This window comes from Nocardiopsis sp. TRM 82005 (assembly GCF_056312425.1).
This window is the reverse complement of record NZ_JBWDTQ010000001.1, coordinates 1-25,333: the sequence shown is the minus strand read 5'-3', so window position 1 is coordinate 25,333 and position 25,333 is coordinate 1. Positions and strand designations below refer to the sequence as shown.

20 protein-coding genes are annotated in these 25,333 nt (G+C 70.8%); 6 read left to right on the top strand and 14 right to left on the bottom strand.

Features of this window, described 5'->3' with window-relative positions; translation table 11 throughout:
* Complete coding sequence (locus AC0T5L_RS00100) at positions 1-1,722, bottom strand: glycerol-3-phosphate dehydrogenase/oxidase (protein WP_476163226.1); 1,722 nt, start codon at positions 1,720-1,722, stop codon at positions 1-3.
* Positions 1,723-1,972: 250 nt separating this feature from the next.
* Here AC0T5L_RS00100 and AC0T5L_RS00095 point away from each other — a divergent pair, with 250 nt between their 5' ends.
* Positions 1,973-2,329, top strand: coding sequence for a SpoIIAA family protein (locus AC0T5L_RS00095; RefSeq protein ID WP_476163225.1), 357 nt, complete (start codon positions 1,973-1,975; stop codon positions 2,327-2,329).
* A 52-nt stretch (positions 2,330-2,381) separates the two neighbouring features.
* On the opposite strand, the gene AC0T5L_RS00090 is transcribed toward AC0T5L_RS00095, so the two are convergent.
* The 6 genes from AC0T5L_RS00090 to groES all read right to left on the bottom strand — a co-directional run bounded on the left by AC0T5L_RS00090 (position 2,382) and on the right by groES (position 9,581).
* Positions 2,382-3,251 carry a lytic transglycosylase domain-containing protein gene (locus AC0T5L_RS00090; protein WP_476163224.1) on the bottom strand — a complete coding sequence of 290 codons (870 nt, stop codon included), beginning with the start codon at positions 3,249-3,251 and terminating at the stop codon, positions 2,382-2,384.
* A gap of 172 nt (positions 3,252-3,423) precedes the next feature.
* A complete protein-coding gene (locus tag AC0T5L_RS00085) occupies positions 3,424-4,530 on the bottom strand; it encodes a GuaB3 family IMP dehydrogenase-related protein (RefSeq protein ID WP_476163405.1) in 1,107 nt (368 codons plus the stop codon).
* Between the two features lie 200 nt (positions 4,531-4,730).
* Entirely contained in the window at positions 4,731-6,221 is a 1,491-nt protein-coding gene (gene guaB / locus AC0T5L_RS00080) for an IMP dehydrogenase (RefSeq protein ID WP_476163223.1), read from the bottom strand.
* A 420-nt stretch (positions 6,222-6,641) separates the two neighbouring features.
* Positions 6,642-7,283, bottom strand: a complete 642-nt coding sequence (locus tag AC0T5L_RS00075) for a sigma-70 family RNA polymerase sigma factor (protein WP_476163222.1) — start codon at positions 7,281-7,283, stop codon at positions 6,642-6,644.
* A 268-nt stretch (positions 7,284-7,551) separates the two neighbouring features.
* On the bottom strand, positions 7,552-9,156 hold the full coding sequence (gene groL, locus AC0T5L_RS00070; RefSeq protein ID WP_476163221.1) for a chaperonin GroEL: 1,605 nt from the start codon (positions 9,154-9,156) through the stop codon (positions 7,552-7,554).
* A 116-nt stretch (positions 9,157-9,272) separates the two neighbouring features.
* A complete protein-coding gene (groES, locus tag AC0T5L_RS00065) occupies positions 9,273-9,581 on the bottom strand; it encodes a co-chaperone GroES (protein WP_476163220.1) in 309 nt (102 codons plus the stop codon).
* 322 nt (positions 9,582-9,903) lie between these two features.
* On the opposite strand from groES, the gene AC0T5L_RS00060 reads away from it, so the two are divergent.
* Together AC0T5L_RS00060 and AC0T5L_RS00055 are read left to right on the top strand one after the other, a co-directional pair.
* Positions 9,904-11,172 (top strand): class I SAM-dependent methyltransferase, encoded by a 1,269-nt coding sequence (locus AC0T5L_RS00060; RefSeq protein ID WP_476163219.1) that lies wholly within the window; start codon positions 9,904-9,906, stop codon positions 11,170-11,172.
* A 380-nt stretch (positions 11,173-11,552) separates the two neighbouring features.
* A complete protein-coding gene (locus AC0T5L_RS00055) occupies positions 11,553-13,673 on the top strand; it encodes a coiled-coil domain-containing protein (RefSeq protein WP_476163218.1) in 2,121 nt (706 codons plus the stop codon).
* A gap of 160 nt (positions 13,674-13,833) precedes the next feature.
* On the opposite strand, the gene AC0T5L_RS00050 is transcribed toward AC0T5L_RS00055, so the two are convergent.
* From AC0T5L_RS00050 to AC0T5L_RS00040, 3 genes are all read right to left on the bottom strand, one after another.
* Positions 13,834-14,802 (bottom strand): zinc-binding dehydrogenase, encoded by a 969-nt coding sequence (locus AC0T5L_RS00050; protein ID WP_476163217.1) that lies wholly within the window; start codon positions 14,800-14,802, stop codon positions 13,834-13,836.
* 63 nt (positions 14,803-14,865) lie between these two features.
* Positions 14,866-15,321 (bottom strand): DUF6098 family protein, encoded by a 456-nt coding sequence (locus tag AC0T5L_RS00045; protein WP_476163216.1) that lies wholly within the window; start codon positions 15,319-15,321, stop codon positions 14,866-14,868.
* Positions 15,322-15,383: 62 nt separating this feature from the next.
* Positions 15,384-16,160 (bottom strand): NUDIX hydrolase, encoded by a 777-nt coding sequence (locus AC0T5L_RS00040; protein WP_476163215.1) that lies wholly within the window; start codon positions 16,158-16,160, stop codon positions 15,384-15,386.
* Between the two features lie 111 nt (positions 16,161-16,271).
* Between AC0T5L_RS00040 and AC0T5L_RS00035 the strand changes: the two genes are divergently transcribed.
* The 3 genes from AC0T5L_RS00035 (at position 16,272) to AC0T5L_RS00025 (ending at position 19,882) form a co-directional block, all read left to right on the top strand.
* Complete coding sequence (locus tag AC0T5L_RS00035; protein WP_476163214.1) at positions 16,272-16,952, top strand: hypothetical protein; 681 nt, start codon at positions 16,272-16,274, stop codon at positions 16,950-16,952.
* A 142-nt stretch (positions 16,953-17,094) separates the two neighbouring features.
* Positions 17,095-18,915, top strand: coding sequence for a hypothetical protein (locus tag AC0T5L_RS00030; protein ID WP_476163213.1), 1,821 nt, complete (start codon positions 17,095-17,097; stop codon positions 18,913-18,915).
* Between the two features lie 46 nt (positions 18,916-18,961).
* Positions 18,962-19,882, top strand: coding sequence for a 5'-methylthioadenosine/S-adenosylhomocysteine nucleosidase family protein (locus tag AC0T5L_RS00025; RefSeq protein WP_476163212.1), 921 nt, complete (start codon positions 18,962-18,964; stop codon positions 19,880-19,882).
* A 42-nt stretch (positions 19,883-19,924) separates the two neighbouring features.
* Here AC0T5L_RS00025 and AC0T5L_RS00020 read toward each other — a convergent pair whose 3' ends face one another.
* The 4 genes from AC0T5L_RS00020 to AC0T5L_RS00005 form a co-directional block, all read right to left on the bottom strand.
* Positions 19,925-22,456, bottom strand: a complete 2,532-nt coding sequence (locus AC0T5L_RS00020) for an ABC transporter permease (protein ID WP_476163211.1) — start codon at positions 22,454-22,456, stop codon at positions 19,925-19,927.
* A 611-nt stretch (positions 22,457-23,067) separates the two neighbouring features.
* Complete coding sequence (locus AC0T5L_RS00015) at positions 23,068-23,730, bottom strand: hypothetical protein (protein ID WP_476163210.1); 663 nt, start codon at positions 23,728-23,730, stop codon at positions 23,068-23,070.
* 324 nt (positions 23,731-24,054) lie between these two features.
* On the bottom strand, positions 24,055-24,294 hold the full coding sequence (locus AC0T5L_RS00010) for a hypothetical protein (protein WP_476163209.1): 240 nt from the start codon (positions 24,292-24,294) through the stop codon (positions 24,055-24,057).
* 154 nt (positions 24,295-24,448) lie between these two features.
* The coding region (locus AC0T5L_RS00005; RefSeq protein ID WP_476163208.1) for an RNA-guided endonuclease InsQ/TnpB family protein at positions 24,449-25,333 on the bottom strand (885 nt) is incomplete at its 5' end.

Below are 25,333 nucleotides of genomic sequence, written 5' to 3'. Positions count from 1 at the left end.
TCAGGGCCGCGTGATGCCCGCCTCCGGAACGATCTCCGGGGCGCCGTGCTGAATGGCGTCCGCCTCATGGTCGGTGTCCTGCTCCTGCGCGGCGCGCTCGGCTTCGATGCCCTTGCGGTAGTACTCGACCTCGCGCCCGATCTGCTCCTCGTCCCAGCCCAGGCTGACGGAGATCAGTTCGGCGGCCTCCTCCGCGGCGGCGATGCCCCGGTCCCAGGTCTCGAAGGAGATCCTGGTGCGCCGGGACAGCACGTCCTCCAGGTGGCGGGCGCCCTCCGCCTCGGCCGCGTAGACGATCTCGGCGCGCAGGTAGTCGTCGGCGGAGGCGAGCGGGCGGCCGAGGTCGGGGCGTTCCCGGATCAGGTCGAGCAGGTCGTGGATCGATGAGCCGTAGCGGCGCAGCAGGTGGGTGACGCGGGAGACGTGCAGCCCCGAGTCGCGGGCCAGCCGGTACCGCTGGTTGTACAGCGCCCAGTAGCCGTCGGCCCCCACCAGGGGCAGCCGGTCGGTGACCGAGGCCGGGACGCTCCCGCCCAGGCCGTGCGCCACGGCGTCCACCGCGTCCTTGGCCATCACGCGGTAGGTGGTGTACTTGCCCCCGGCGATGAGGACCAGGCCGGGCACGGGGTGGGCGACCGTGTGCTCGCGGGAGAGCTTGGAGGTCTCCTCCGACTCCCCCGACAGCAGCGGGCGCAGGCCCGCGTACACGCCCTCCACGTCGTCCCTGCCCAGGGGTGTGCGCAGCACCTGGTTGACGTGGTCGAGGACGTAGTCGATGTCGGCGCGGCTGGCGGCCGGGTTCTCCTTGTCCAGGTCCCAGGCGGTGTCGGTGGTGCCGATGATCCAGTGGCGGCCCCAGGGGATGACGAACAGGACGCTCTTCTCGGTGCGCAGGATCATCCCGGAGGAGGCCTGGATGCGGTCGCGCGGCACGACGAGGTGGACGCCCTTGGAGGCGCTGACGTGTATCTGGCCACGGCCGCCGACCATCTCCTGGATGTCGTCGGTCCACACCCCGGCCGCGTTGACCACCTGGCGGGCGCGGATATCCAGCTCCTCGCCGTTCTCCAGGTCGGTGACGGTGGCGCCGACGACGTGCTCGCCCTCGCGCAGGAACCCGACCGCCTGGACGCGGGAGGCGATGCCGGCTCCCAGTCCGGCGGCGGTGCGCAGCACGGTGGTGACGAAGCGGGCGTCGTCGACCTGGCAGTCCCAGTACTGGATGGCTCCGGCCAGCGCGCTGCGTTTGAGCGCGGGGAAGACGCGCAGCGCGCCGGACCTGGTCAGGTGGCGGTGCGCGGGCAGGCCGCGGTTGTTGCGCGAGGTCATGGCCAGGGCGTCGTAGAGGGTGACGCCCGCGCCGATGTAGGCGCGCTCCCAGTGGTGGGCGAACGGGAACAGGAACGGCACCGGGCGGACCAGGTGCGGGGCGATGGTGGTCAGCAGCAGGCCGCGTTCGTGGAGCGCCTCGCGGACCAGTTCGAAGTCGAACTGCTCCAGGTAGCGCAGCCCGCCGTGGATGAGCTTGCTGGAGCGGCTGGAGGTGCCCGACGCGAAGTCGCGTGCCTCGACCAACCCCGTGGACAGGCCGCGGGAGACCGCTTCCAGGGCGATCCCCGCCCCGACGATGCCTCCCCCGACCACGAGGACGTCGAGCTCCCCGTCGGCCATCGACGCGAGCGACTCAGTACGCCCCTTGGATCCCAGCCAGGTGGTAGCCATCCGTCTCCTCCGTCTTGATGGGGTTCCTCCCAGACGCATACCCGTCGCGGGCCCGTGTCCATCGGAGAGGGCCCAGGCTAACCGGACGGCGACGGGGGCACCGGGCGCCCGCGGCCACACCGGCGTGTCACGGGACGCGGTCGCGGGGGCCGCCGAAGGACCCGGGCCGGGCGGGCCCCTCCGGATTGCGCACTGGCCCGCATGGGTAACGGAGTGCGGACCCGGAACGATCCCGACGCCTGGAGGGGCCATGTACCAGCGGCTGGAGCGGAGCCACGGAAACGTCCTCGGCTACGACATCACGGGCAAGATCAGCGAGGACGAGTACAAACGGCTCACCGACGAGCTGCGCGGGAGGATCACCGAGCACGGGAGCGTGCGCCTGCTGGTGCGGACCCACGGCTTCCCCACCGCCGAGCTCTCGGCGTTGGACGACGACCTCCGCTTCGCCAAGGAGCACCTCGGCGACATCGAGCGCTACGCCGTCGTCGGTGACCAGAAGCTGCTCGAACTCCTGGTCAAGGCGAGCGACAAGGCCGTCAGTGCCCAGGCACGGCACTTCGACCCGGAGGACGAGGACGCCGCCTGGACCTGGCTGGAGGAATGACGCCGGCTGTGCGCGGGGCCGTTCGCCGGCCCCGCCGGAGAGGGCCCTCCCGTCAGGTGGCGTCGGCGTAGGCGTGCGCGTAGGCCAGGACGTCGGTGACGTAGGCACCGGAGCGGTTGTACGTCAGGACCGCGGACTCCCAGTCAGCGGCGGTGCTCAGGTCACGGCCGTCCTCGCACAGGTACCGGCCCGCCGAGAGCGCGGCGTCGTCGATGTTGTGCGGATCGGGTTCGCCGCCGGAGAGCGAGCCGCCCCACTCAGCCCACGTGTCGGGGATGAACTGCATCGGACCGATCGCCCGGTCCCACTCGGTGTCACCGTCGTACTGGCCGCCGTCGGTGTCCGGGATGGCCCGGGTCCGGTTGGCGCCGTCCAGCGCGATACCGATGATGTCGACGGTCGTGGCCCCGTCCGGGCCGATCTCACCCCCGGCGTAGGTGCCGTGGTGCGTTTCCACGTACCCGATGCCGGCCAGGGTCGGCCAGGACAGCTGACAGCCGGGAAGCTCCTGGGCCAGCGCAAGCTGGGCACTGGCGTACCCCTCCAGGGCGCGGCGCGGAATACCGGTCGACTCCGACACCTGGTCGAGCCACTCGGCGCTGGGGCGCGAAGCCGTCGGCACGGAGCGCTCGTCGGCGCCCGTCCGCTCGGGCTCCTCGGGCTCGTCCCCGGCCGGGGCCACCTCCGAGCGCTCCGGCGGCCCGGTGAGTTCGTCGTGGGGCGGCGTCTGGATCGTGCCCTCGGGCGGTTCGATGTCCGAAGCACCGGGCGGGGACCACTCGTTGAACGCGCTGGACACCCGGTTGACCAGGAATACCACACCCCCGGTCAACAACAGGCACACCGCGAGCGTGGCGCAGACGGCGACCACGGGACCATGACTTCGGCGCCTTCCGGCACCGGACACACGCCGCTCACCCATAGGTTCCCCATATCGTCAAGAAAACGCCAATCCCAGATCACGCCGCAACCAAAGTACGCGACCGGGCACGGCGCGTGTCCAGTGTCCTGAGGGCAGGATTCCGGACACTCCAGGCACAAACACGAGGACCGCACCGGTAGCTGACGGCACGGCCCTCGATCAAACCCGTGTTCTAACGGTGCGGGTTGACCACGACCTCGACCCGCTGGAACTCCTTGAGGTCGGTGTAGCCGGACGTGGCCATCGTGCGGCGCAGGGCCCCCATGAGGTTCATGGAACCGTCGCTGGTGGAGGCCGGGCCGTGCAGGATCGACTCCAGGTCGCCGATCGTGCCCACCTGGACCCGCTCGCCGCGGGGCAGTTCGCTGTGGTGGGCCTCGCTGCCCCAGTGGTAGCCGCCGCCGGGCGCCTCGGTGGCGCGCGCCAGCGGGGAGCCCACCATGACGGCGTCGGCCCCGCAGGCCAGCGCCTTGGCCATGTCGCCGCTGCCGGTCATACCGCCGTCGGCGATGACGTGCACGTAGCGGCCACCGGACTCGTCCAGGTAGTCGCGGCGAGCCGCGGCCACGTCGCCGACGGCGCTGGCCATCGGCACGGCCACGCCCAGCACGGAGCGGGTGGTGTGCCCTGAGCCGCCGCCGAAGCCGACCAGTACACCGGCGGCACCGGTGCGCATCAGGTGCAGGGCCGCGGTGTAGGTGGCGCAGCCGCCGACCACGACCGGCACGTCCAACTCGTAGATGAACTGCTTGAGGTTGAGCGGTTCGGCGCGGCCGGACACGTGCTCGGCCGAGACCGTGGTGCCGCGGATCACGAAGATGTCCACACCCGCGTCGACGACCGCCTTGTGGTACTGGGCGGTGCGCTGCGGCGACAGCCGGGCGGCGGTGACCAGGCCCGCGTCCCGGATCTCCTCGATCCGGCGGCCGATCAGCTCCTCCTGGATGGGCGCCGCGTAGATCTCCTGGAGCCGCTTCGTGGCGGCGACGTCGTCGAGCTCGCGGATCTCCTCCAACAGTGGCTCCGGGTCCTCGTAACGGGTCCAGAGCCCTTCGAGGTCGAGCACGCCGAGGCCGCCCTTCTCGCCCACGGCCACGACCGTCTTGGGAGAGGCGACGCTGTCCATGGGGCTGACCACCAGCGGCGTCTCGAACCGGTAGGCGTCGATCTGCCAGGCGATGGACACCTCCTCCGGATCCCGCGTCCGCCGGGCAGGCACGATCCCGATCTCGTCGAGCTCATAGGCGCGGCGCCCGTTCTTGCCCAACCCGATCTCCACCTGAGCCAACGTTTCGATCCCCTCTGACGTGCGTCGCCGGATGGTCTACCGGCGCGTTCCCTGCCGCCGAGAGTCTATCCCCGACGCGGAGCCCCGGCCCCTTCCGCGCGCGTCGGGCCGCCCGGGAGGATTCCCGGACGGCCCGACGCGGCGGTACCGCGATGGTGTGCCGTGGCGGTGCTACCGCCGCACGCGCGTGGTCAGCGCGCGTTGTAGTTGGGCGCCTCCACGGTCATCTTGATGTCGTGCGGGTGGCTCTCGCGCAGTCCGGCGCTGGTGATGCGCATCAGCTGACCGCGCTCGCGCAGGTCGGCCACGGTGGGGGTACCGGCGTACCACATGGACTGGTGGAGGCCGCCGACGAGCTGGTGGGCGACCGCCTGGAGCGGTCCGCGGAAGGGCACCTGGCCCTCGATGCCCTCGGGGACCAGCTTGTCCTCGGAGGAGACCTCGGCCTGCGCGTAGCGGTCCTTGGAGAAGGAGCGGCCGCGCATGGCGCCGAGCGAACCCATACCGCGGTAGGCCTTGAACTGCTTGCCGTTGATGAAGATCAGTTCGCCGGGGCTCTCCTCCACGCCAGCCAGGAGGCTGCCGAGCATCACCGTGTTGGCGCCGGCGGCGATGGCCTTGGCGATCTCTCCGGAGTACTGGAGACCGCCGTCGGCGATCATCGGGACGTCGGCCGGACCGCAGGCCTTGGACGCCTCCAGGATGGCGGTGAGCTGCGGGGCGCCCACACCGGCCACGATGCGGGTGGTGCAGATGGAGCCTGGCCCCACACCGACCTTGATGGCGTCGGCTCCGGCGTCGATGAGCAGCTGTGCCCCGGCCCGGGTGGCGACGTTGCCCGCGACGATGTCGGCGCGGGAGTTGGCCTTGAGCTTGGCGATCATGTCGGCGAGTCCGGAGGAGTGACCGTGGGCGGTGTCCACCACGATGAAGTCGACCCCGGCCTCCACGAGCCGCTTGGCGCGCTCCTCGGCCTCGTCGCCCACACCCACGGCGCCGCCGACGACGAGGCGGCCGTCGGCGTCCTTGGTGGCGTCGGGGAACTGCTCGCTCTTGATGAAGTCCTTGACGGTGATCAGGCCGCGCAGGCGGTTCTGGCCGTCGATCAGGGGCAGCTTCTCGACCTTGTACCGGCGCAGGAGGTCGAAGGCCTGCTCGCGGCTGACACCGACGGGGGCGGTGACCAGGCTCTCGGTGGTCATGACGTCGCGGACCAGGCGGTCGCGGTCGTTTTCGAAGCGCATGTCCCGGTTGGTGACGATGCCGACCAGGACGCCGGCGCCGTCGGTGACGGGGACACCGGAGATCCGGTAGTGGGCGCACAGGCGCTCGACGTCGGCGAGGGTGTCCTCGGGCTGACAGGTGACCGGGTCGGTGACCATGCCCGCCTCGGAGCGTTTGACCAGGTCGATCTGGCTGGCCTGGTCATCGGCGGAGAGATTGCGGTGCAGTACGCCCGCGCCGCCCTGACGGGCCATGGCCACGGCCATGCGCGCCTCGGTGACGGTGTCCATCGCGGCGGACAGCAGCGGGATGCTCAGGGTGATGTTCCGGGACAGCTGGGTGACGGTGTCCACCTCACCGGGCTGAAGGTCGGAGTAGGCCGGCACGAGGAGCACGTCGTCGTACGTCAGCCCCGGCGGTAGTAGTTTGTCCCCGTAGTCGCTGTACTCATGGCCCATGACACAACCTCCGCTTTCCCGGCACACCTGCGCGGTATCGCCCCCGCGTGTCGTCTCATCCTAGGTCGTGGCCCGGTGCGTCCCCGGTGGAACGGACTGTTCGACCCGTCACCCCAACCGAAAAGTGACCAGCATCACGGTTTCGGCCACGCCCCCGGCGGATCCTCGAAGGGGCCTTTCCCCTGCAACGGGCACAAGGCACCCGGTTCTTCCCGATGGGGGCACGGATCCGCTGACCGACCGGAGACCGTCCGCGGAGGCGGGTCCGCGGGACGTCCGGGAGGACGCCGCGGAGGCGCTGACGGGCCAGCGGGTCAGGGCGAGGAGCGGTACCCCGTCGGGCCCAGCGCGCGGCAGTAGCCGCGCACGCGCGGGCGGTCGGGACACGGGCGGCGACCGGTACGGAGACGCCCGCCGTGCTCAGGGGAGGAGGCGGTTCGCCACGGCCACCTGCCGAAGCCGAGCAATAGCTCGGTGCTGGGCAACCCGTACCGCTCCTGCCGACATTCCAAGAACATGTCCCGTCTCATCCGCTGTAAGTCCTACGATCACCCTCATGACCAGCAGTCTGCGCTGCTGCTCGGGCAGCTCGTCGAGGAGCTCCCTGGCGCGCTGGGCCTCGATGACCCGCACCGCCGACTCCTCCGGCCCCGGGTCCTCGTCCGGCCGCTCGGGCACGGAGTCGGTGGAGACCATCTCCACCCTGCCGGCCACGCGCAGGGTGTCGGCCACCTTGTGGGCCGCGATCCCGAACACGAAGGCCGCGAACGGACGGCCGCGGTCCTGGTAGCGCGGTATCGCCGAGAGCAGGGCGATACACACCTCCTGAGCCACGTCGTCGGAGTAGTGGGCCAGTCCCGAGACCCGGGCGAGGCGGGCACGGCAGTACCTGACCACCATGGGGCGGACCTCGCGCAGCAGCGAGTCCATGGCCCCGTCGTCCCCCTGAACCGCGAGCGATCCCAGATGGTTCAACCCCGTGTCGCGCGAAGCGGAGTCCGCTTCGCCTTGCGTTCCTGGCCGCTGCGCGGTAACGCCCCCCCGGGCGCCTGCATCCGTCACGCTACGAATGATGCCCCCACCACGGGACCCAACCGCTCAGATTGACAACTACGGAATGGTCACGTTTTGGGAAATTCGCCCGAAAACGCCACGTGTGCCCGGAGGCAACAGGGAACCCGCGTGGTAGTGCGCGAGGGCGGGACACGATCGTGTCCCGCCCTCGAACCGGGCCTCACCGGGCCCGGAAACCGCGGCTTCCGGCGACGGACGGGGGCCGGTACGGAGACCGGCCGCCCACCCGGTGGCTCACCGGCTGCCGACGCCGGTATCAGTGGCCGTGGCCGTGACCGTCGTCTTCCTCCTCCTCGGGCTTGTCCACGACCAGCGCTTCGGTGGTCAGCAGCATGCCCGCGATGGAGGCGGCGTTCTGGACGGCGGAGCGGGAGACCTTGACCGGGTCGATGATGCCCTCGGCGGTCAGGTCGCCGTAGGCGCCGGTCGTGGCGTTGTAGCCGTGACCGACCTCCATCTCCGCCACGCGGTGGGTGACCACGTAGCCCTGGGCGCCCGCGTTCTCGGCGATCCAGCGGGCGGGCTCGACCAGGGCGCGGCGGACGATCGCCACACCGGTGGCCTCCTCGCCGGTCAGGTCGAGGTCGTCCAGTGCGGACACGGCGTGCACCAGGGAGGCGCCGCCACCGGCGACGATGCCCTCCTCGATGGCCGCGCGGGTCGCCGAGATGGCGTCCTCGAGGCGGTGCTTCTTCTCCTTGAGCTCCACCTCGGTGGCCGCGCCCACGCGCAGGACGGACACGCCGCCCGCGAGCTTGGCCAGGCGCTCCTGGAGCTTCTCGCGGTCCCAGTCGGAGTCGCTCGCCTCGATCTCCTTGCGGATCTGGCGAACGCGGTCCTCGACCTCGGACTGCTCACCGGCACCGTCCACGATGGTGGTGGTGTCCTTGGTGACGGTGACACGGCGGGCGCTGCCGAGCGTGTCGACGTCGGCGTTGTCCAGGGTCAGGCCGACCTCTTCGGCGATGACCTGGCCGCCGGTGAGGACGGCGATGTCCTGGAGCATGGCCTTGCGGCGCTCTCCGAAGCCGGGCGCCTTGACCGCGGCGACGTTGAGCGTGCCGCGGATCTTGTTCAGCACCAGGGCGCCCAGTGCGTCGCCCTCGATGTCCTCGGCGATGATGAGCAGCGGCTTCTTGCTCTGGAGAACCTTCTCCAGCAGGGGCAGCAGCTCGTTGAGGTTGCTGATCTTGCCCTGGTGGATCAGGACCAGCGTGTCCTCCAGCACCGCCTCCTGGCGGTCGCCGTCGGTGACGAAGTAGGGCGAGATGTAGCCCTTGTCGAACTGCATGCCCTCGGTGAAGTCCAGGTCCAGACCGAAGGTCGGGGCCTCCTCCACCGTGATGACGCCGTCCTTGCCGACCTTGTCGAACGCCTCGGCGATCATGTCGCCGATCTGGGCGTCCTGGGCGGAGTTGGTCGCGACGTAGGCGATGTCCTCGCGCTCCTCCACGGGGCGGGCGCGCTCCAGCAGGACCTCCGACACCTTGTTGGCGGCGGCGTCGATGCCCTTCTTCAGGGACATCGGGGAAGCGCCGGCGGCCACGGTGCGCAGACCCTCGCGCACGAGGGCCTGGGCGAGCACGGTCGCGGTGGTGGTGCCGTCACCGGCGGCGTCGTTGGTCTTGGTGGCGACCTCCTTGACCAGCTGGGCGCCCAGGTTCTCGTAAGGGTCGTCCAAGTCGATCTCACGGGCGACGGTCACGCCGTCGTTCGTGATGGTGGGGGCACCGAACTTCTTGTCGATGACGACGTTGCGGCCGCGCGGGCCGAGCGTCACCTTCACGGCGTTGGCGAGGCGGTCGACGCCCCGTTCGAGAGCGCGACGGGCGTCGTCCTCGAACTCCAGGATCTTCGGCATATGAATGCTTCCTCTTTGGGCTGGTCAAAAAACGGGCATCCCGCCCGCCCGGCGATATGCCGACCGGTGCGGGATGCGGATGACTCCGAGCCCGGCGATCCGGGCCCCGTCAGGACCTACTTGTCGACGACCGCGAGCAGGTCGCGGGCGGAGAGAACCAGGTACTCCTCGCCGTCGTACTTGACCTCGGTGCCGCCGTACTTGCTGTAGAGGACGACGTCGCCGATGTTCACGTCCAGGGCGACGCGCTTGCCGCTGTCGTCGAGACGGCCGGGGCCCACGGCCAGGACCTCGCCCTCCTGGGGCTTCTCCTTGGCGGTGTCCGGGATGACCAGACCGGAAGCGGTGGTCTGCTCGGCCTCCAGCATCCGGACCACGACGCGGTCCTCCAACGGCTTCAGCACGGTCTTGGTGGCGGTCGACACTGTGTGACCTCCCCCTTCAAGGTTTCGGTGTCCTGTCTGCGACCCGTACTGATGCACGGGCCGACTGCGAAAAAGGGGCGACCACGGCGGCCTGTCGTCGCGGGTGCCAGACCGGCCTCGTCGCGATTAGCACTCTACCCCCGAGAGTGCCAGAATGGAAATGTGACCGTGATCCCCGGTGAGAGGCCCCTCCCAGCCCGGGGCGCCCGGGAACCGGTCGCCCCGGGATCGGCGGAGCTTCGGCCGGACCCGTCCGCGACGGCCGGAGCGACCAGCCTGGGACGCTCTCCGACGACCGCTCTTCGACGCTTGAGGGGAACCCATGCGCGTGCCCGCCTTCGAGGCGCTGCTCACCGACGCGGGCCGGGAGGTGCTTGCGGGGGTGGACCCGAAGGCCGCCGCCCGGGACCGGCTGACCACGGCCTCCCTGCTGCGCGACGACCCGCGCGTGGCGGCCCTCGACCCCGGTCTACCCGCGTCGGAACTGGTAAACGCGGTCCTGACCCAGGTGTTGCTGCGCGAGCGCGGCCGGGCCAAGCTCGGCGAACGCGCGGAGCGGATGTTCTTCACCCCCGACGGCCTGGAGCAGGCCACCCGGCGGGTGGTGGCCGACTACCGCGCGGAGCGGCTGGCGCGGGCCGCCCCTTCCGTCCTGGACGGCGCCGCGGCGGGCGACCTGTGCTGCGGGATCGGCGCGGACCTGCTGGCGCTGGCCGAGCGCGGTGTCCCGGTGGAGGGCGTGGACGCCGACCCGCTGACGGCGGCCGTGGCGCGCGCCAACATCGAGGCCCTCGGGCTGTCCGACCTGGCCCGGATCCGCGAGGGCGACGCCGCTGAGGCCGTACCCGGCCGGTACCCGCTGCTGTTCTGCGACCCGGCCCGGCGGGGCGGGCGTGGCCGGGTGTTCGATCCGGCGGCCTACTCCCCGCCGTGGGACGTGGCGGCCGAACTGGCCAGGGGCTCGGGGGCGGCCTGCCTCAAGGCCGCGCCGGGCATTCCGCACGAGGTGCTGCCCGATGACGCGGCGGCCGAGTGGATCTCGGTGGACGGAGAACTGAAGGAGACGGCGCTGTGGTTCGGCGCGCTGGCCGGGGGGACGCCGCGCCGGGCGACGGTGCTGCACGAGCGGGAGGGGCTGCTGGCCCGCGAGGGCCCGGTGGCGCACCTGGACGCCGCCCCCGGGCGGGGCCCGGCCCCGGTGGCCGGGCCCCGGCGCTACCTGTACGACCCGGATCCGGCCGTGGTGCGCTCGCACCTGGTGGCCGAGGCGGCGGCCCGGGTGGACGGCGCCTTGCTGGATGAGCGGATCGCCTACTTCACGGCGGACAGCGCGGTCGTTTCGCCGCTGTGGCGGGTGCTGGAGGTCCTGGAGGTGCTGCCGTTCTCCCTGAAACGGCTGCGTTCGGCGGTGCGGAAGTTGAATGCCGGGACGGTGACGATCAAGAAGCGGGGTTCGGCGGTGGACACCGAGAAGTTGCGCCGGGAGCTTCGGGCCTCCGGCCCGGAATCGGTGACCGTCGTGCTCACCCGGATCGGCGAACGGCCCTTCTGCCTGCTGTGCCGCGAGGTCGAGGACCGGGTCACGGTATGAGGGACCCGTGCGCGGTGCGGGGGCCGGGCGCGGATCCCGGGTCACGGGGGCAGGCCAGATCGTTACCTTCCGAACCCATATCTTTGGCCGGCCCCTGGGGATAGAGGTGTCCGTGTCGTTAAACTGGCCACCGCTGAATTCTTTCCCTTCTCATGGGTTCACCCGGAAGGCCATGGTTGTTCGATCCGTCCGGCGGTTCGACCAGGACATGGACCTCGCCTCTTGTGTATACACACAGTCACGCTAAAGTTACGATGAGGCAGTACCGATGCGGGAGCGCCGCCCGCCCGGGGACCATCGAGAACCCGTCCTGTCCGGAACCCACCGTCCGTTCCCCCTCAGGCAGGCACGGGAGCGCCAGAAAAATAAGGAGCACCTCGGTGGAACAGACCAATCACAACTTCCTCAATGAGGGAGGTCAGGCCGGGATCTCCGACCGGATGCGCGACCTGCTCTCTCAGGCCGCCCAGGAGCACGTCTCCGAGCAGAAGTCGCAGGGCGTGGTCAGCGAGGAGATGCGCCAGCGCCTCGAGGGCATGGAGTGGCTGCTCCGCGAACTGCGCGAGCGCGAGCTCACCGCCCTCTCCGAGTCGGTCGCCACGGTCAACAGCCGTGTCGACGATTTCCTGGCCCGGCCGCCGGAATGGGCGGAGACCCTCGCCGAGCACATAGAGGTCCTCGGTCAACAGGTCAAGCCCCTGTCGGACATGCCCTCCCTCCGTGCCGACACCCACCGCGTCGCCGGGCACCTGGACACCGCGCTCACCCGCCTACAGCGGATGGCCGAGACCGGGAACCGCACCGCCGAGCAGGTCACCGAACTCGGCGAGCGCCTCAACGGGCTGAGCGAGACCTTCGGTGAGCGCCTGGACACCCTCGACACCGCGCTCGCCTCCCTCACCGCCAAGACCGAGGCCGTGGAGGCTTCGCTGTCCGCGCTGTCGGAGACCTCCGGCAGCCGCCACGAGGCCCTCACCGCCGGTCTGGCCGAGAACCGCACCGAGCTGGCCGAGGCCCTGTCCCAGGGGCGGACCGAGCTCACCGAGGCCGTCGCCGCCAGCCGCGAGAGCCTCACCTCCGCCGTCAACGAGAGCCGCGAGGCCCTCGTCGCCGCCGACACCCGGCTGGAGGAGACCGTCACCGCCAAGCTGGCGGAGTCCTCCGTCGAACTGCACACGCTCATGGAGGAGCGCACCGAACGGCTGCACACGCTCGTGGACGAGCGCACCGAGCGCCTGCGCACCTCCTTCGAGGAGCGCACCGCCGAGCAGCACGAGACCCTGCTGACCCGCCTCCAGGAGAACACCGGCGAGCTGGGCGAGCGCACCACCGCCCTGGCCGAGGAGCTGGGCTCCCTGGCCACCGCCTCCGGTGAGCGCCACGAGTCCCTCTCCGCGAAGCTCGCCGAGAGCGTCGGCTACCTCAGCACCCAGGCCGAGGAGAACAACGCCGAGACCACCGCGGCCGTCGCCGACGTCACCGGGTCGCTCGCCAAGCTGCGGGAGAAGCACGAGTCCTCGCTCACGGAGCTGCGCGCCCACCTGCGCCAGCGCCTGGCCGAGCTCAACGAGCAGATGGAGCTGGGCCGTACCGAGACCCGGGAGCACGCCGAGTCCACCTCCGAGCGGCTGCGCGAGGCGATGGCCGAGCGCACCGACGCCCTGGACGCACGGATCGCCGAGGACGCCGAGCGCGTCACCGCCGACTTCGCCGAGCTGCGGACGTTCGTCCGGGAGAGCGGCGCCAAGCTCGCCGCCGAGTCCGAGGAGCGCTCCCAGACGCTGACCGAGACGCTCACCGAACAGGTGGAGTCGCACCGCAAGGCCCTGGACGAGCGGCTGGATCGCCAGCGCGAGGCGCTCACGGGCAAGGTCGACAACCACCTGTCGCAGATCACCGGCAAGGTGGACCACGAGCTGGGCCGCCTCACCGACCGCTTCGACACCTTCGAGGGCCACTTCGAGGGGAGCTTCGAGAGCGTCGAGGGCAAGATCGACCGCATCGACGGCCGGATCGACGGTGTCAACGGCCGCCTGGACGGCCTGGACGGCCGGGTCAACGGGGTCGAGGGCCAGTTCGAGGGCGTCGGCGGGCACTTCGAGGGCGTGGACGGCCGCATGGAGGCCCTCGACGACCGCCTGGAGGCGCTCAACCAGCGGCTCCACCAGCTGCCGCAGACCATGGAGGTCAGCGAGCTGCACCGCCGGCTGGCCGAGCTGATGGACCGGCCGCAGCTGGACCACACCGGCAAGCTGGAGGAGATCGGCGAGCACGTCACCACGTCCGTGTCGCCGGTACTGCGCGAGCTCAAGCAGCGCCCGGACCGGCACGAGCTGGAGGAGACCGTCACCGAGGCGGTCGAGAACTCCCACGACGACATCACCAAGCGGTTCTCCTCCCTGGAGGAGACCGTGCTGGCCCTGGCCGAGGCGCTGCTGCGTCCGGGCCGGGACGGCAAGAAGAGGCGTCGCCGCGACGAGGACGATGACGACGACGAGTAAACCGCCGTCCGTTCGATGACCACCGGTGGGACACGGGTAACCGGTGGGACGTATGCGGGGCGAGGGCCGGGGCACCGCGGGTGTCCCGGCCCTCGCGCGTGCGGGGCTCACCGCTGCCACGCGGTGGTGCGCCGGGAGTGGCCCGGGGCGGCCGGGCAGGTCAGACCGTGAGGACGATCTTGCCGAACTGCTCGCCGTTGGCCATGGCGCGGAGGCCGTCCCCGGCCCGCGCCAGGGGCAGCACCCGGTCGATCTCGGGGCGCACGCCCGTGCGGACGCACATCTCGGCCAGGGCGGCCAGCTCCTCCCTGGTGCCCATGGTGGAGCCGAGGACCCGCAGCTGGAGGAAGAACACCCGGTTGAGCTCGGCGGGGGGCGCGTCCCCGCTGGTGGCGCCGCAGGTGATGACGGCACCGCCCGGCTTCAGGGAGCGCAGCGAGTGCGCCCAGGTGGCCTGGCCGACCGAGTCGAAGACGGCGTCCACCTTCTCCGGCAGGCGCTCACCCGTGGGCAGCGCCGCGTGGGCTCCCAGCCCGAGGGCCCTGGTGCGCTTCTCCTCGCTGCGGCTGGTGGCGTAGACGCGGTGCCCGACCTGCGAGGCCAGGCGGATGAGCGCCGCCGCCACGCCTCCTCCGGCGCCCTGCACCAGCACCGTGGAACCCGGCCGCAGGCCGGCCTTGCCGAAGAGCATGCTGTAGGCGGTGAGCCACGCGGTGGGCAGGCAGGAGGCCTCCTCGAAGCTCAGTTCCGCCGGTTTGGGCACCAGGTTGCCACGGGGCACCAGGACCTTCTCGGCGAAGGTGCCGTCGTGGACCTCCGAGAGCAGGGAGCGCCGGGGATCGCGTGTCTCGTCGCCGCCACCGGCGGCCGGATCCCCGACGACCCCGTGCACGATGACCTCGTTGCCGTCCTCGTCCACTCCGGCGGCGTCGCAGCCGAGGACCATGGGCAGGCGCTCCTCGCTGAGTCCGACGCCGCGCAGGCTCCACAGGTCGTGGTGGTTGAGGGAGGCGGCCCGGACGTCGACCGTCGTCCACCCCTCGCGGGGCTCGGGGTCGGGGCGCTCGCCCGCCTCCAGACCGGAGACGGGGTCCTCGGGTGCGATGCGTGCTGCGGTGATAGCGAACATACCCCGAAGCCAACCACGGCGGCCGAATCCGGTTCCACCCCCGGGCCGACGAAGTCACGGGGCCTACGGATCCGTCGGCCCGCGCCCCGGATCGAAGTGCCGCTCGTACCTGTCCAGCGCCTCCCCCATCACGTCCTCGGAGAGGTAGGCGACCGGCCGCACACCGTCCAGGAGCGGCTCGTGGTCAGGGCCGTGGGCGACGGTGCGCCCCCGGAGCACCCACCCGCACCTTCGCGGGTCCTCCTCCACGAGCGAGGCGTACTTGCGGACCTGGCGGGCGAGCCAGTCCTCCAGCGGGCGGGTCCACCATGGTTCCGGTGTCAGGACGGTGACCGAGAGCCCGGGGAGTTCGAGCCCGCTCTCGTAGTCCCTGCTCACCGAGCTGCCGTCCTGGTCGGGGCCGTCGGAGTAGCGCAGGTAGAGACGTTCCCGCCCGGATACGAGCTCCGCCAGTTCGGCCAGACCGGTGACGGTGGGCAGGGGCGTCCGCGAACCGTTCCGCTGAGGGTTCGTGTCCATGAGGCCCGACTACCCCGACCCGCACGGACCAACACCGGGCGGCCCGGGGCGGCCCGGGGCGGCTACGCGCTGTCGTGGCCGACCGGCGTCGCGCGTTTGGACTCCGCCTCGCGGGTCCGACCGGTGACGTCGCCGGAGCGCAGGAGCGGCGGATACAGCTCCCGGGCGCCGCCGAACCGGTACAGGGCGGCGGGGCGCCCCGCCTCGGCGGTTCGGCGCTCGCCCGTGGGTTCGACGAAGCCCGCAGTCTTCGTGACCTTGCGGCGGAAGTTGCTGGGGTCCAGGCCGATCCCCCAGATCACCTCGTAGACCCTGCGCAGGTCGCTGATGGTGAAGGGCTCCCTGCAGAAGCTCGCGGCCACGGTGGTGTACTCCAGCTGGGAGCGCGCGCTCTCGACCGCGTCGGCCAGGATCCGTCCGTGGTCGAAGGACAGGCCCGGTTCCGGGTCGAGTGCCTTGTCGACCGGCACCCACACGGCGTCGGCCGCGTCGGTCCCCGCCACGGGGACGGGCAGGTCCGGCCCCAGCGCCAGGTAGGCCACGGTGATGACCCTGCCCCTCGGGTCGCGGCCGGGGTCGCCGTAGGCCCCCAGCTGGGCCAGGTGCAGCCCGCGTCCGTCCAGCCCGGTCTCCTCGCGCAGCTCGCGCAGGGCGGCCCCGTCCAGCCCCTCGTTCGGACGCACGTACCCGCCCGGCAGCGCGCCGCGGCCGAGGAAGGGCTCCTTTCCCCGTTCGACCAGGAGCACCTGGTGGTCGTCGTCGCGGACGGTGAAGATGACGAGGTCGACCGTCACGGAGACCGGGAACCTGGGCACCTCGGGCACTACTGCGGTGTTCATCCCCTCAACCTACTAAAAGTCCACTTGACCAAAAACGTGGACTCCGTTATGGTCAACGTGACTAGAAAGTCTCCTGAAACGCCATGGGCCATCACACGCGGGGAGCACACGTTGACGGAGTTCGCGCTCGGGGTCAGCAGCTCGCTGGCGGCGACCGCCGCCGCCCTGGGGCTCGGATGGCTCCTGTCCCGGAGGGTCCGCTGGTGGCTCCTGGCGGTGGCCTCCGGGCTCAGCGGGCTCGGCGCCCTGCGGGTCCACCGGCGTCAGGACGACGCGAAGGAGGCGCTCTCCGACGAGATCGGCCGAGCGCGCTGGCTCCGCGTCATGGTCGGGCGGGGGAACGAGCTCACCCGGGACGCCTTCACGCCGTTGTGGACCGGTGGAGGACGGACACCGGACTCCGTCCGGGTGCTCCTGCCCGACCCCTCCCCCACCGACACGGGAGGGTCCTGGCTGGAGCGGAGGGAGAGGGAGCTCATCTCCGTCGACCCCGGCTTCGGCCCCGGCCTGCTCTCCGAACAGGTACTCGCCAACTTCCACTACCTGGCGGAGGCGGCCAAGGGCGGAAGCGGCACGGAGATCCGCTTCTACGACCTGCCGAACCTGTACCGGATCATCGTCACCGACAACGTCGCCTTCATCACGCTTTACCAAAGCGAGGAACACGGACGTCACTCTCCGTGTATCGTCGCTCGCCGATCCGGCAGGCTCTACGACTTCGCCCTGCGCGTCTTCGACACCGCCTGGGACTCGGGCCGGGTCCCGGGCGGCGCCGCCCCCACGGACCCTTAACGTCCCCGCGGCACGGGGATCCGAAAGGAACAGGAAAACCAGAAGCACAGCACCTGCCCGCTTGCCCCCGCCCCCTCACGCCCTCAGTCATTCGCTGCCGGCCGCACGTGCCCTCGTGAGCCGGTGTCCGAAGGAGCTTGTCGTGACCGAACACGGAATCGATCAGAACGGTCAGGGCACCAGCCAGCCCGTACCCGCCTCGGGTGTCGAGATGGCGGCCGGAGCCCCCGGGTACGACTCCACCACCCGTCTGTGCTGCGCTGCCTGGACGGACCCGGCCTTTCGGGCCGACGTCCTGCGGGAGCGTGTGGACAACCCGTACCGCACCCTGGCACGAGAGCCCGGGCTGGACGCCGGACGGGTCACCGAGGAGTGCAGGCAGGCGAGGAACGTCCGGGCCGTCGCGGGCGCCTGGATCCTCGGAGCGTTCCTCCTCGTCTGCCTCTTCAGCCTCCTCGCGGGGCTGGTCGCCCTCCTCTACACCGCCGTCATGGCCGCTGTGGCACGCCGACGCTCAGCCCGTCGGGGCCCCCGGGCCCGGATCGGCTGCCTCGGCGCGATCGTCATCCTCCCACTGGTGCAGTCCGTGGTCGGCCTGTTCCTCGCACCGTTCCTGTTCGCCGAGTTCCTCGCGAGCGCCGGCCCGTACGGGAGCGGGTACCCGACCGGAAGGAGCCCCGCGGGCAGCCCCTTCGGACCGGAACTGGGCGAGGCCGGCCCGGGGAACCTGATGTCCAGCTGGATGGGCCTGCTGCTGCTGTTCATCGCCATGGTCGTCGTCGGCTGCTGGGTACGGCTGAGGACCAACCGCGCCCTCCACGCCATCCGGACACGGGCGGGGTCGCCCTGGAGGGGCAGCGGTGTCGGCACGGTACCCGTGGCCTTCTACGGCGGCTTCACGCCCTTCATCGGCACCGGTGTGCGCTACGAGTCCTGGCCGGTGACGCTCAAGCTCCTCCCCGCCGGCGCCGAGTGGCGGCGGTTCCCGGAGGGCACGGCGGCGGCCTCCTGCCGCGACGGAGGCGCGGGGGCCGGGGAGGGCCCCGCTCCGGCGGTTCCGGAGCCGTCCGGCGCTGAGCTGGTGGAGCGCGCCTACGCCAGGCTGCGCGCGGAGCTGCCCCGGCTCACCGCGGCCGAGGGCGTGCTGAGCACCCGCCGCGAGGTCGAGGTGGGCGACTGCGTGTTCCTCCCGGGAATACGGCGGGACGACATCGCCGCCCTGGCCCCCGTACTGATCGACCAGCGCCCGTGGAGGCTCCGCGGGGAGTGGATCGACGGGTTCGTCGAGGCCTTCCACGAGCGCGCCCGGCACTTCCTGGAGATCGGGGTCAGCATGTGGGAGGGCCAGGTGGTGGTCACGGTCTTCGTGCGGCTGTCCGCCCTGGGCGGCCTGCTGCACGTCGAGGGCGAGACCATGGTCATGCCCCCTGTCCACAGTGCCCACCAGGTCCCCTCCGGGCCCCTCGCCGTCACCTCCGCGCCGGCGGACCTGGGACGGCTGCTCTGGAGCTCGCTCCGCGGCCTCCCCGGTGAGGTCCAGGCGAACCCGGTGTCTGAGGCACTGGCCTGGAACAGGTCCAGAGGCACCGTCCAGGAGAACCACAGGCTGCATGCCTGGGCACAGGCGCACGGGCACTTCTTCGACTACTCCCCCCGGATGGGCGTCCGGGAGCGCGCGGCCACGACCGGACTCCAGCAGCTGTTCCAGTCGCACGACGTCCGCCGCGTCACCCGGGCCGTCCCGGAGAAGGTGCTGATCTGCGTCAGGGACGTGCTCGGGGAGGCGGGTTACGACACCGGACAGGTCGCCCGCATCATCCAGAACATCAGTACCAACTACGGCAACCAGGTGTTCGGGCGGCAGGACGTCACCGGCATGAACTTCGGCCCCGGCAACACCACCGTCAACCAGGCACCCCCCGCGTCCGAGCACGGGACAGGCAAGACCAGCTCCTTCAACTAGGGCCCCGGCACACGAGTGTGGCCGGGGAAGGCATGGAAGCAGGAAGATGAGCGACAACTACGGCAACCAGGTGTTCGGGCGGCAGGACGTCACCGGCATGAACTTCGGCCCCGGCAACACCACCGTCAACCAGGCACCCCCCGCGTCCGAGCCGTCCGCCGACCAGGCCACGGCGCCCCGGGGCCGGGCCCCTGGGGTACCCGTGTCCTCCCCGGTGGCCGACGCGGTGGTGGTCACCGCCATCGAGAGCGAGTACCGGGCGGTCGCGCAGCACCTGTCCGAGCCGTTCGAGGAGCGCAGCGAGAACGGGACGCTGTACCGGATCGGTGCCCTGCGGGGCGCCCGGCGCAGCCGCCGGGTCGCCCTGGCGCAGGTCGGAGCAGGCAACGTGGACGCGGGTGTGTCCCTGGAGAGGGCGCGTACGGCGTTCTCCCCCGAGGCCGTCCTGTTCGTCGGGGTGGCCGGGGGCGTCAAGGACGTGCGGCACGGGGACGTGGTGGTGGCCGACGCGGTCTACGACTACGAGACCGGCAAGGAGGACGGGGAGGCCTTCCGCTCCCGGGCCAAGACGGCGGCGCCGTCCCACGCCGCGGTACAGCGGGCCATGGACGTGGTGTTTCGCCGGGAATGGGTCGGGCGGGCGCTGGTGAGCCCCCTCCCGAATCCGCCCCGGGCCTTCGTCAAGCCGGTGGCCGCCGGGAACAAGGTCGTCGCGGACCGGGACGCGCTCACCGCCGAGCGCCTGCGCCAGCACTGCGGGGACGCGGTCGCCGTGGAGATGGAGGGCTACGGGTTCCTGCGCAGCGCCTACCTGGCCTCGGGCACCCACTCACTGGTCATCCGCGGGATCTCGGACCTGCTCAGCGGCAAGACCCCCGGGGACGACGACCTGTGGCAGCCGATCGCCGCCGCGCACGCGGCCGCCTTCGCCTGCGAGTTCCTCGACCTGTTCGACCCGCGGGGGTGAGAGGTCGGGGCGGCGGCACTGGGGCCGCCGCCCCTCGCCGGGTCACTGGTCGGTCAGGGACTCGGTGACGGAGGCGCGGGCGGCCCTGCGGGCGGGCAGGACCCCGGCGAGCAGGCCGACGAGTCCGGCGCACACGAGGAAGACCGCGATCTCACCCGCCGGAAGGGCGAACAGCGTTCCCGACATCATCGTCCGTCCGGCCAGGGCGCCGAAGACCACGCCCAGGGCGACGCCGACGACCGCGCCGATCCCCGAGACGATCACGGCCTCGGTCGCGAGCATGAGCCGCATCTGTCCCCGCGACAGCCCCAGGGCCCTCAGGAGCGCGGACTCGCGGGTGCGCTCCAGGACCGACAGGGCCATGGTGTTGGCGATGCCGAACACCGCGATGACGATCGTCAGCGCGAGCAGCCCGAGCACGGCCAGGAACAGCTGGTCCATCATGCCCGTGTACTGCTCCTTGATCGCCGCGGCGTTGTCCAGGGCGACGGTGGGCTCGTCGGCGACCACCGACTCCAGCTCGGCGCGCGCCTGTTCCTGGGGCACCCCGTCGGCCAGGACCACGTACACGGTGTCGTCGCTGTCGCGGTCGAACCCGGAGGCGAAGTCCTCCAGCCGGAGCGTGACCTCGGGAAGGATGGTCTCCCGGTCGACGACCGCCGTGACCTCGGCCTCGCGCCGGCCCTCCCCGGTCGTGACCGGGACCGTGTCGCCGACGCCCGCGCCCAGCTCAGCCGCCGCGTCCTCCCTGAGCACCGCGGTCCCCGCTCCGCCGTCCAGGCCGCCCTCCAGGACCGCCTCCCCGGCTGCCTCCGGGAGCGTGATCCCGGTGACCGCGCCCACCCGGGACGTACGTCCGGCCACCTCGGCGTCCACGCTCCGCACCGTGTAGACCTCGGCGAAGTCGCCGTCGCCCTGGAGCCGCCGCGCGATGTTCCCGGGGATGCCCGCGTCCTGCTCGTCGTAGTACTTGGAGAGCATGTAGTCGATGGGGAACTGCGCGTCGAGCTTGTGGTCGACCGTCCGCTCCACGGTGCCGCTGATCACCGAGAAGCCGGTGACGAGCGTGACCCCCACGGTCAGGGCGACCATCGCCGTCGCGGAACGCCTGGGGCTGCGCCGGGAGTTGTCGGCGGCGAGCATGCCCGACACCCCGCTACGCCGCAGCGGCCCGGCCACCAGAGCCGTCAGCGCGCTCACCAGGAGAGGGCCAAGGACCAGGACCCCGAAGAACGCGAGCAGCCCCGAGGCGGCGATCATGACCATGGCGGCCTGCCCCGGTTCGGCCCGCAGGGCCAGCGCGCAGACGGCGGCGGAGGCGGCGAGGAACGGCAGCGAGGCGGCGGCCCGCAGCACACCGGACCGGCGCCCTCCGGGGGCGTGCGCGGTGGCACCGGTGCGCAGCGCGGCCAGCGGCGGGACACCGGTCGCGCGCAGGGCCGGGACCAGGGCGGACACCAGCGTCACGGCGGTGCCGACGGTCAGGCCCGCCGCGACCGCCGCCGGTGTGATGACCGGGGCGGTGGCCATGTCCGGGTTGACCGCGCTGAGTACCGCGAACCCGCCCGCGCCCAGCCCCGCGCCGGCGGCCGCTCCGACGGCGGAGGAGAGCAGGCCCACGACGAGGGCCTCCAGCAGCACGGAGCGGAAGACCTGGGCGCGCGTGGCGCCGACGCAGCGCAGCAGGGCCATCTCGGTCTGGCGCTGGGCGATGAGGATGGCGAAGGTGTTGTAGATGACCAGCCCGCCGACGAACACCGCGACCGCGGCGAACAGCAGCAGCGCCATGGCGTAGACCTCGGCCTGGAGGCTGGCCGCGTCGGACAGGAGCGCCGCGTACTCCCGCCCGGTGGTGACGTCGACGCCCTCGGCCCCGGCCGCCCCGACGGCCGCCGCCACGGCCTCGGTGACCTCCTCCTGCGAGAGCCCGTCGGCGCCCACGGCGTCGATCTCCACGAAGTCGTCGCGACCGGTCATCTCGGCGGCGGCCCCGGGGGTGTAGAACAGGGTGCCCCGGAAGTTCATCAGGGAGTCGACCCCGGCGTTGACCAGGCCGACGACGGTGAACTCGTGCGTCCGGCCGTCGGCGCCGCTCACCTCCACCCGGTCGCCGACTCCGTGGCCGGTCTGGCGGTGCGTGGCGGTGGCGAGCGCGACCTCGTCGGCGGCCCGCGGCGCGCGCCCCTCGACGACGGGGTAGCGGTGCAGGGCCTCCTCCTCCGGCAGCGACACGGCCAGGGTCGCCACCTGTCCCGCCGCGCGGCCCCGTTCGTCCAGCAGGGCGGCGCCTCCGTGGACCAGGCCCGCGGCCGCGTCGACCTCCGGAAGAGCGCGGACCTCCCGCAGGAGCTCCCCGTCGAGCCCGGTCGGCGCGGCGTCCTCGCCCCGCTCGGCGACGGCGAGCGCGTCGAACTCGTCCACGCCGCTCAGAGCCTGCTGGCTGTAGCTCTCGTTCATGGTGTCGGTGAAGACCAGCGTTCCGGTGACGAACATGACGCCCAGCACGATGGCCAGGGCCGTGGTGAACAGGCGGCCCCGGTGCAGGCGCAGGCCTGCGAGGGTGGTGCGCAGCATCTCAGGACACCGCCCCCGCGCCCGTGTTCAGCACTCCCGACATCACGCTCTCCCCGTGTCCGCTTCCTTCTGGGCCACGGGGAGCCTAGGTCCGGGGAGCCCTCCGGCGCCTCTGCCGAAAGCCAGGACCCGCGTCGTCGTCCAAGAGGGTCCTGAGCGCGCCCGCCCCCTTCCTTCGTAGGCCAGGGGGGCGACTTCCGTCGGTGCGCGGGTCGGATGCCCAGCGGTGGAGCGCCGCCGCGACACCCCGCGGACTGCGGCCGCCCGGGAGTCCCCCCAGCCCGCTCGACCCGCAGAGGGGGAGGGCGCGGCGAGGGGATCGGCTACTGCGCCACCGGACTACCTCCGAAGGTGGCGACGAGGCGGCCGGTTCGATGCCATGAGCCGGCCGCCTCTCCGGATATCGCGCCCGGGCTTTGAAAGCGAGTTCTTTGGGGGGCGGTGAACGCTTGCCAATAGGGAGTCAACAGGCTTGTACTCAGTTCCTGCCCGTGTTTTACAGGCAGGAGGAGACGCATGGTCGGGAGCGAGGGCGGCGCATCCACCAACAGCGATGATCTTGCCCGTGGTGGCGGTGTCGGCGGTCGTCCACGCCACCCCGGGCAAGATCATCAGGTGAGGGCCCCGATCACCGTCGCGTCCGCACCACCTCTTGAACGAAAGGAAAGACAGGATGGTCCTATGACCCCATCTAGGCCAGGGTTTCCAACAGCAGGTTGCGGGCATTCTGGCTCGACAGCAAGATCGTCTACCGAACCGACATCTTCACATATCGCGAGATCACTATTGGAGACAGACCACAGCTTTCCATCGCCCTCTAGCCTGTGAGCCACGACCTCCGACTTTTCACGAACAACCCATGCACTATCGACGACACCACTCAACGGTTCCCACAACTGGGGCACATCCGCAACCCGATCCGCTATCTCAGCATCGAAGCGGGCTAATGGTTTTTCACGCACGATCTCGCCAACGCCAGAGTCCAAAATAATCAGCTTTTTTCCATTTTCTTCTGAATCGGTACCTCCTACTTGAAGTACGATGTATTTTCCATTATCCGAAATATTGCCGACCACCGTCTGATCTGGAACCTCGTATTTCCACAGCTCCTCTCCAGTCTCTCCCGACAAGGCAACTACACCCTCTTTATGAATAACCGCAACTCCCCCAGGGACAGTAAAAATCTCCGGGGAAGACCCATTAGGATTCTCCCATTCCCACGAAATACCACTCACCGCATCCTGGTAGTCCAGGTTTGCGAAAGAATCAGCCACCTCCCTCGTGCTCCCAGCAAGCGAACATCCTGTCGTTGCAAGTGATAGCACAGAAGCTACAAGTAGAAAACGCACACGGGCGTGCTGGAAAGTGTAGACTCCAAAAACCATCAGGACCCCCATAAACATCTACTGGGTGGCAAACGAGTGGTTACCCCCATATCGACGATAGTGAAGCCCTGGGACAACCCGCACAGGCAGATCCCTGCCAACTGGGACGACGTTCCAGACGTGGCCGAATGTGGTCACGCCGCTGCTGGAGGCACCCACCACGACGCGAGGGGCGGACCGCGAAAGCAGCGGCCCGCCTCTGGAAAACGGAAATCATCCGGCGGCGCGTTGGGCGGGGACTTCCAATTCACGGACAGGAACCTCCGGGGACGCACCACCCCCACACGGATCCACCACGGCCCACACGGTGATCGGGTGCCCCGCACCGCCGAACCAGCCCCATGCGGTGGCCAGCCTGTCGACCAGCCTCAGGCCGAAGCCGGTTCCGACCTCCGGCACGGTGGGCACCGCCCCGGGGAGGCCGCCGTCGTCGGTCACGGCGATCCAGAACATGCCCCGTTGACGTCCTCCCCGGGGTGAACCCCGGGGATTCCCACAGCCTCGCGACTGTAAGCGCGGTGCGCCTCACAGCGTCCGCTGGTTCCTGCTTCCCGGGCCGGTGCCCCACCCGAAAAGGTGGTGGTCTTACCCCGCCTCCACAGGCGTTTCAGCTCTCCGCTTCCCGCTCTGCGGCGAGTTTCCGTCCAGCGGCGAGCACGATCCGGGACGCGTTGACGTCCCGGTCGTGTTCGGTCCCGCACCCGGAACAGGTCCAGGTGCGCACAGGCAGTGGTTTGGGGCCGTCGATGGCCCAGCACTCCGAGCAGGTCTGCGAGGAGGGCAGGAACCGGTCGACCTTGGCGAAGGCGCGCCCGCACCGGGCAGCCTTGTATTCGAGCATGGCCACGAACGCTGACCATCCGGCGTCGTGCACGCTCTTGGCCATCCGGGTGCGCCCAAGTCCTTTCACACACAGGTCCTCCACGTACACAGCTTGGTTGTCGCGGACGATCCTCGTGGAGAACTGGTGGTGGAAGTCGCGGCGGCAGTCGGCCACCCGGGCGTGGGCGCGGGCGACCTCCACCCGTGCCTTGGCCCGGTTGTTCGACCCCTTCTGTTTGCGGGACAGCGCCCGCTGGGCCTTCTTCAGCTTCTTCTCGGCCCGGCGCAGGAACCGCGGGTTGTCGACCTTGGTGCCGTTGGAGAGCACCGCGAAGTGGCCCAGCCCCAGGTCGATCCCCACATCGTTCTCGGTTTCGGGGAGCGGCTTGTCATCGGTCTGGACGACGAAGCTCGCGAAGTACCGACCCGCCGCGTCCTTGATGACGGTCACGGTGGAGGGGGTCGAGGGCAGGGCGCGTGACCACTTCACCTTCACCTCACCGACCTTGGGCAGCGCGAGTTTGCCCTGGTCGGTGATCTTCCAGCGGGCGTTGGCAGTGAACCGGACCGACTGCCGGTGGTCCTTACGGGATCTGAACCGGGGAGCACCCGTCTTGGGGCGCTTGCCCTTGAGGGAGTCGAAGAAGTTGCGGTAGGCAGTGTCCAGGTC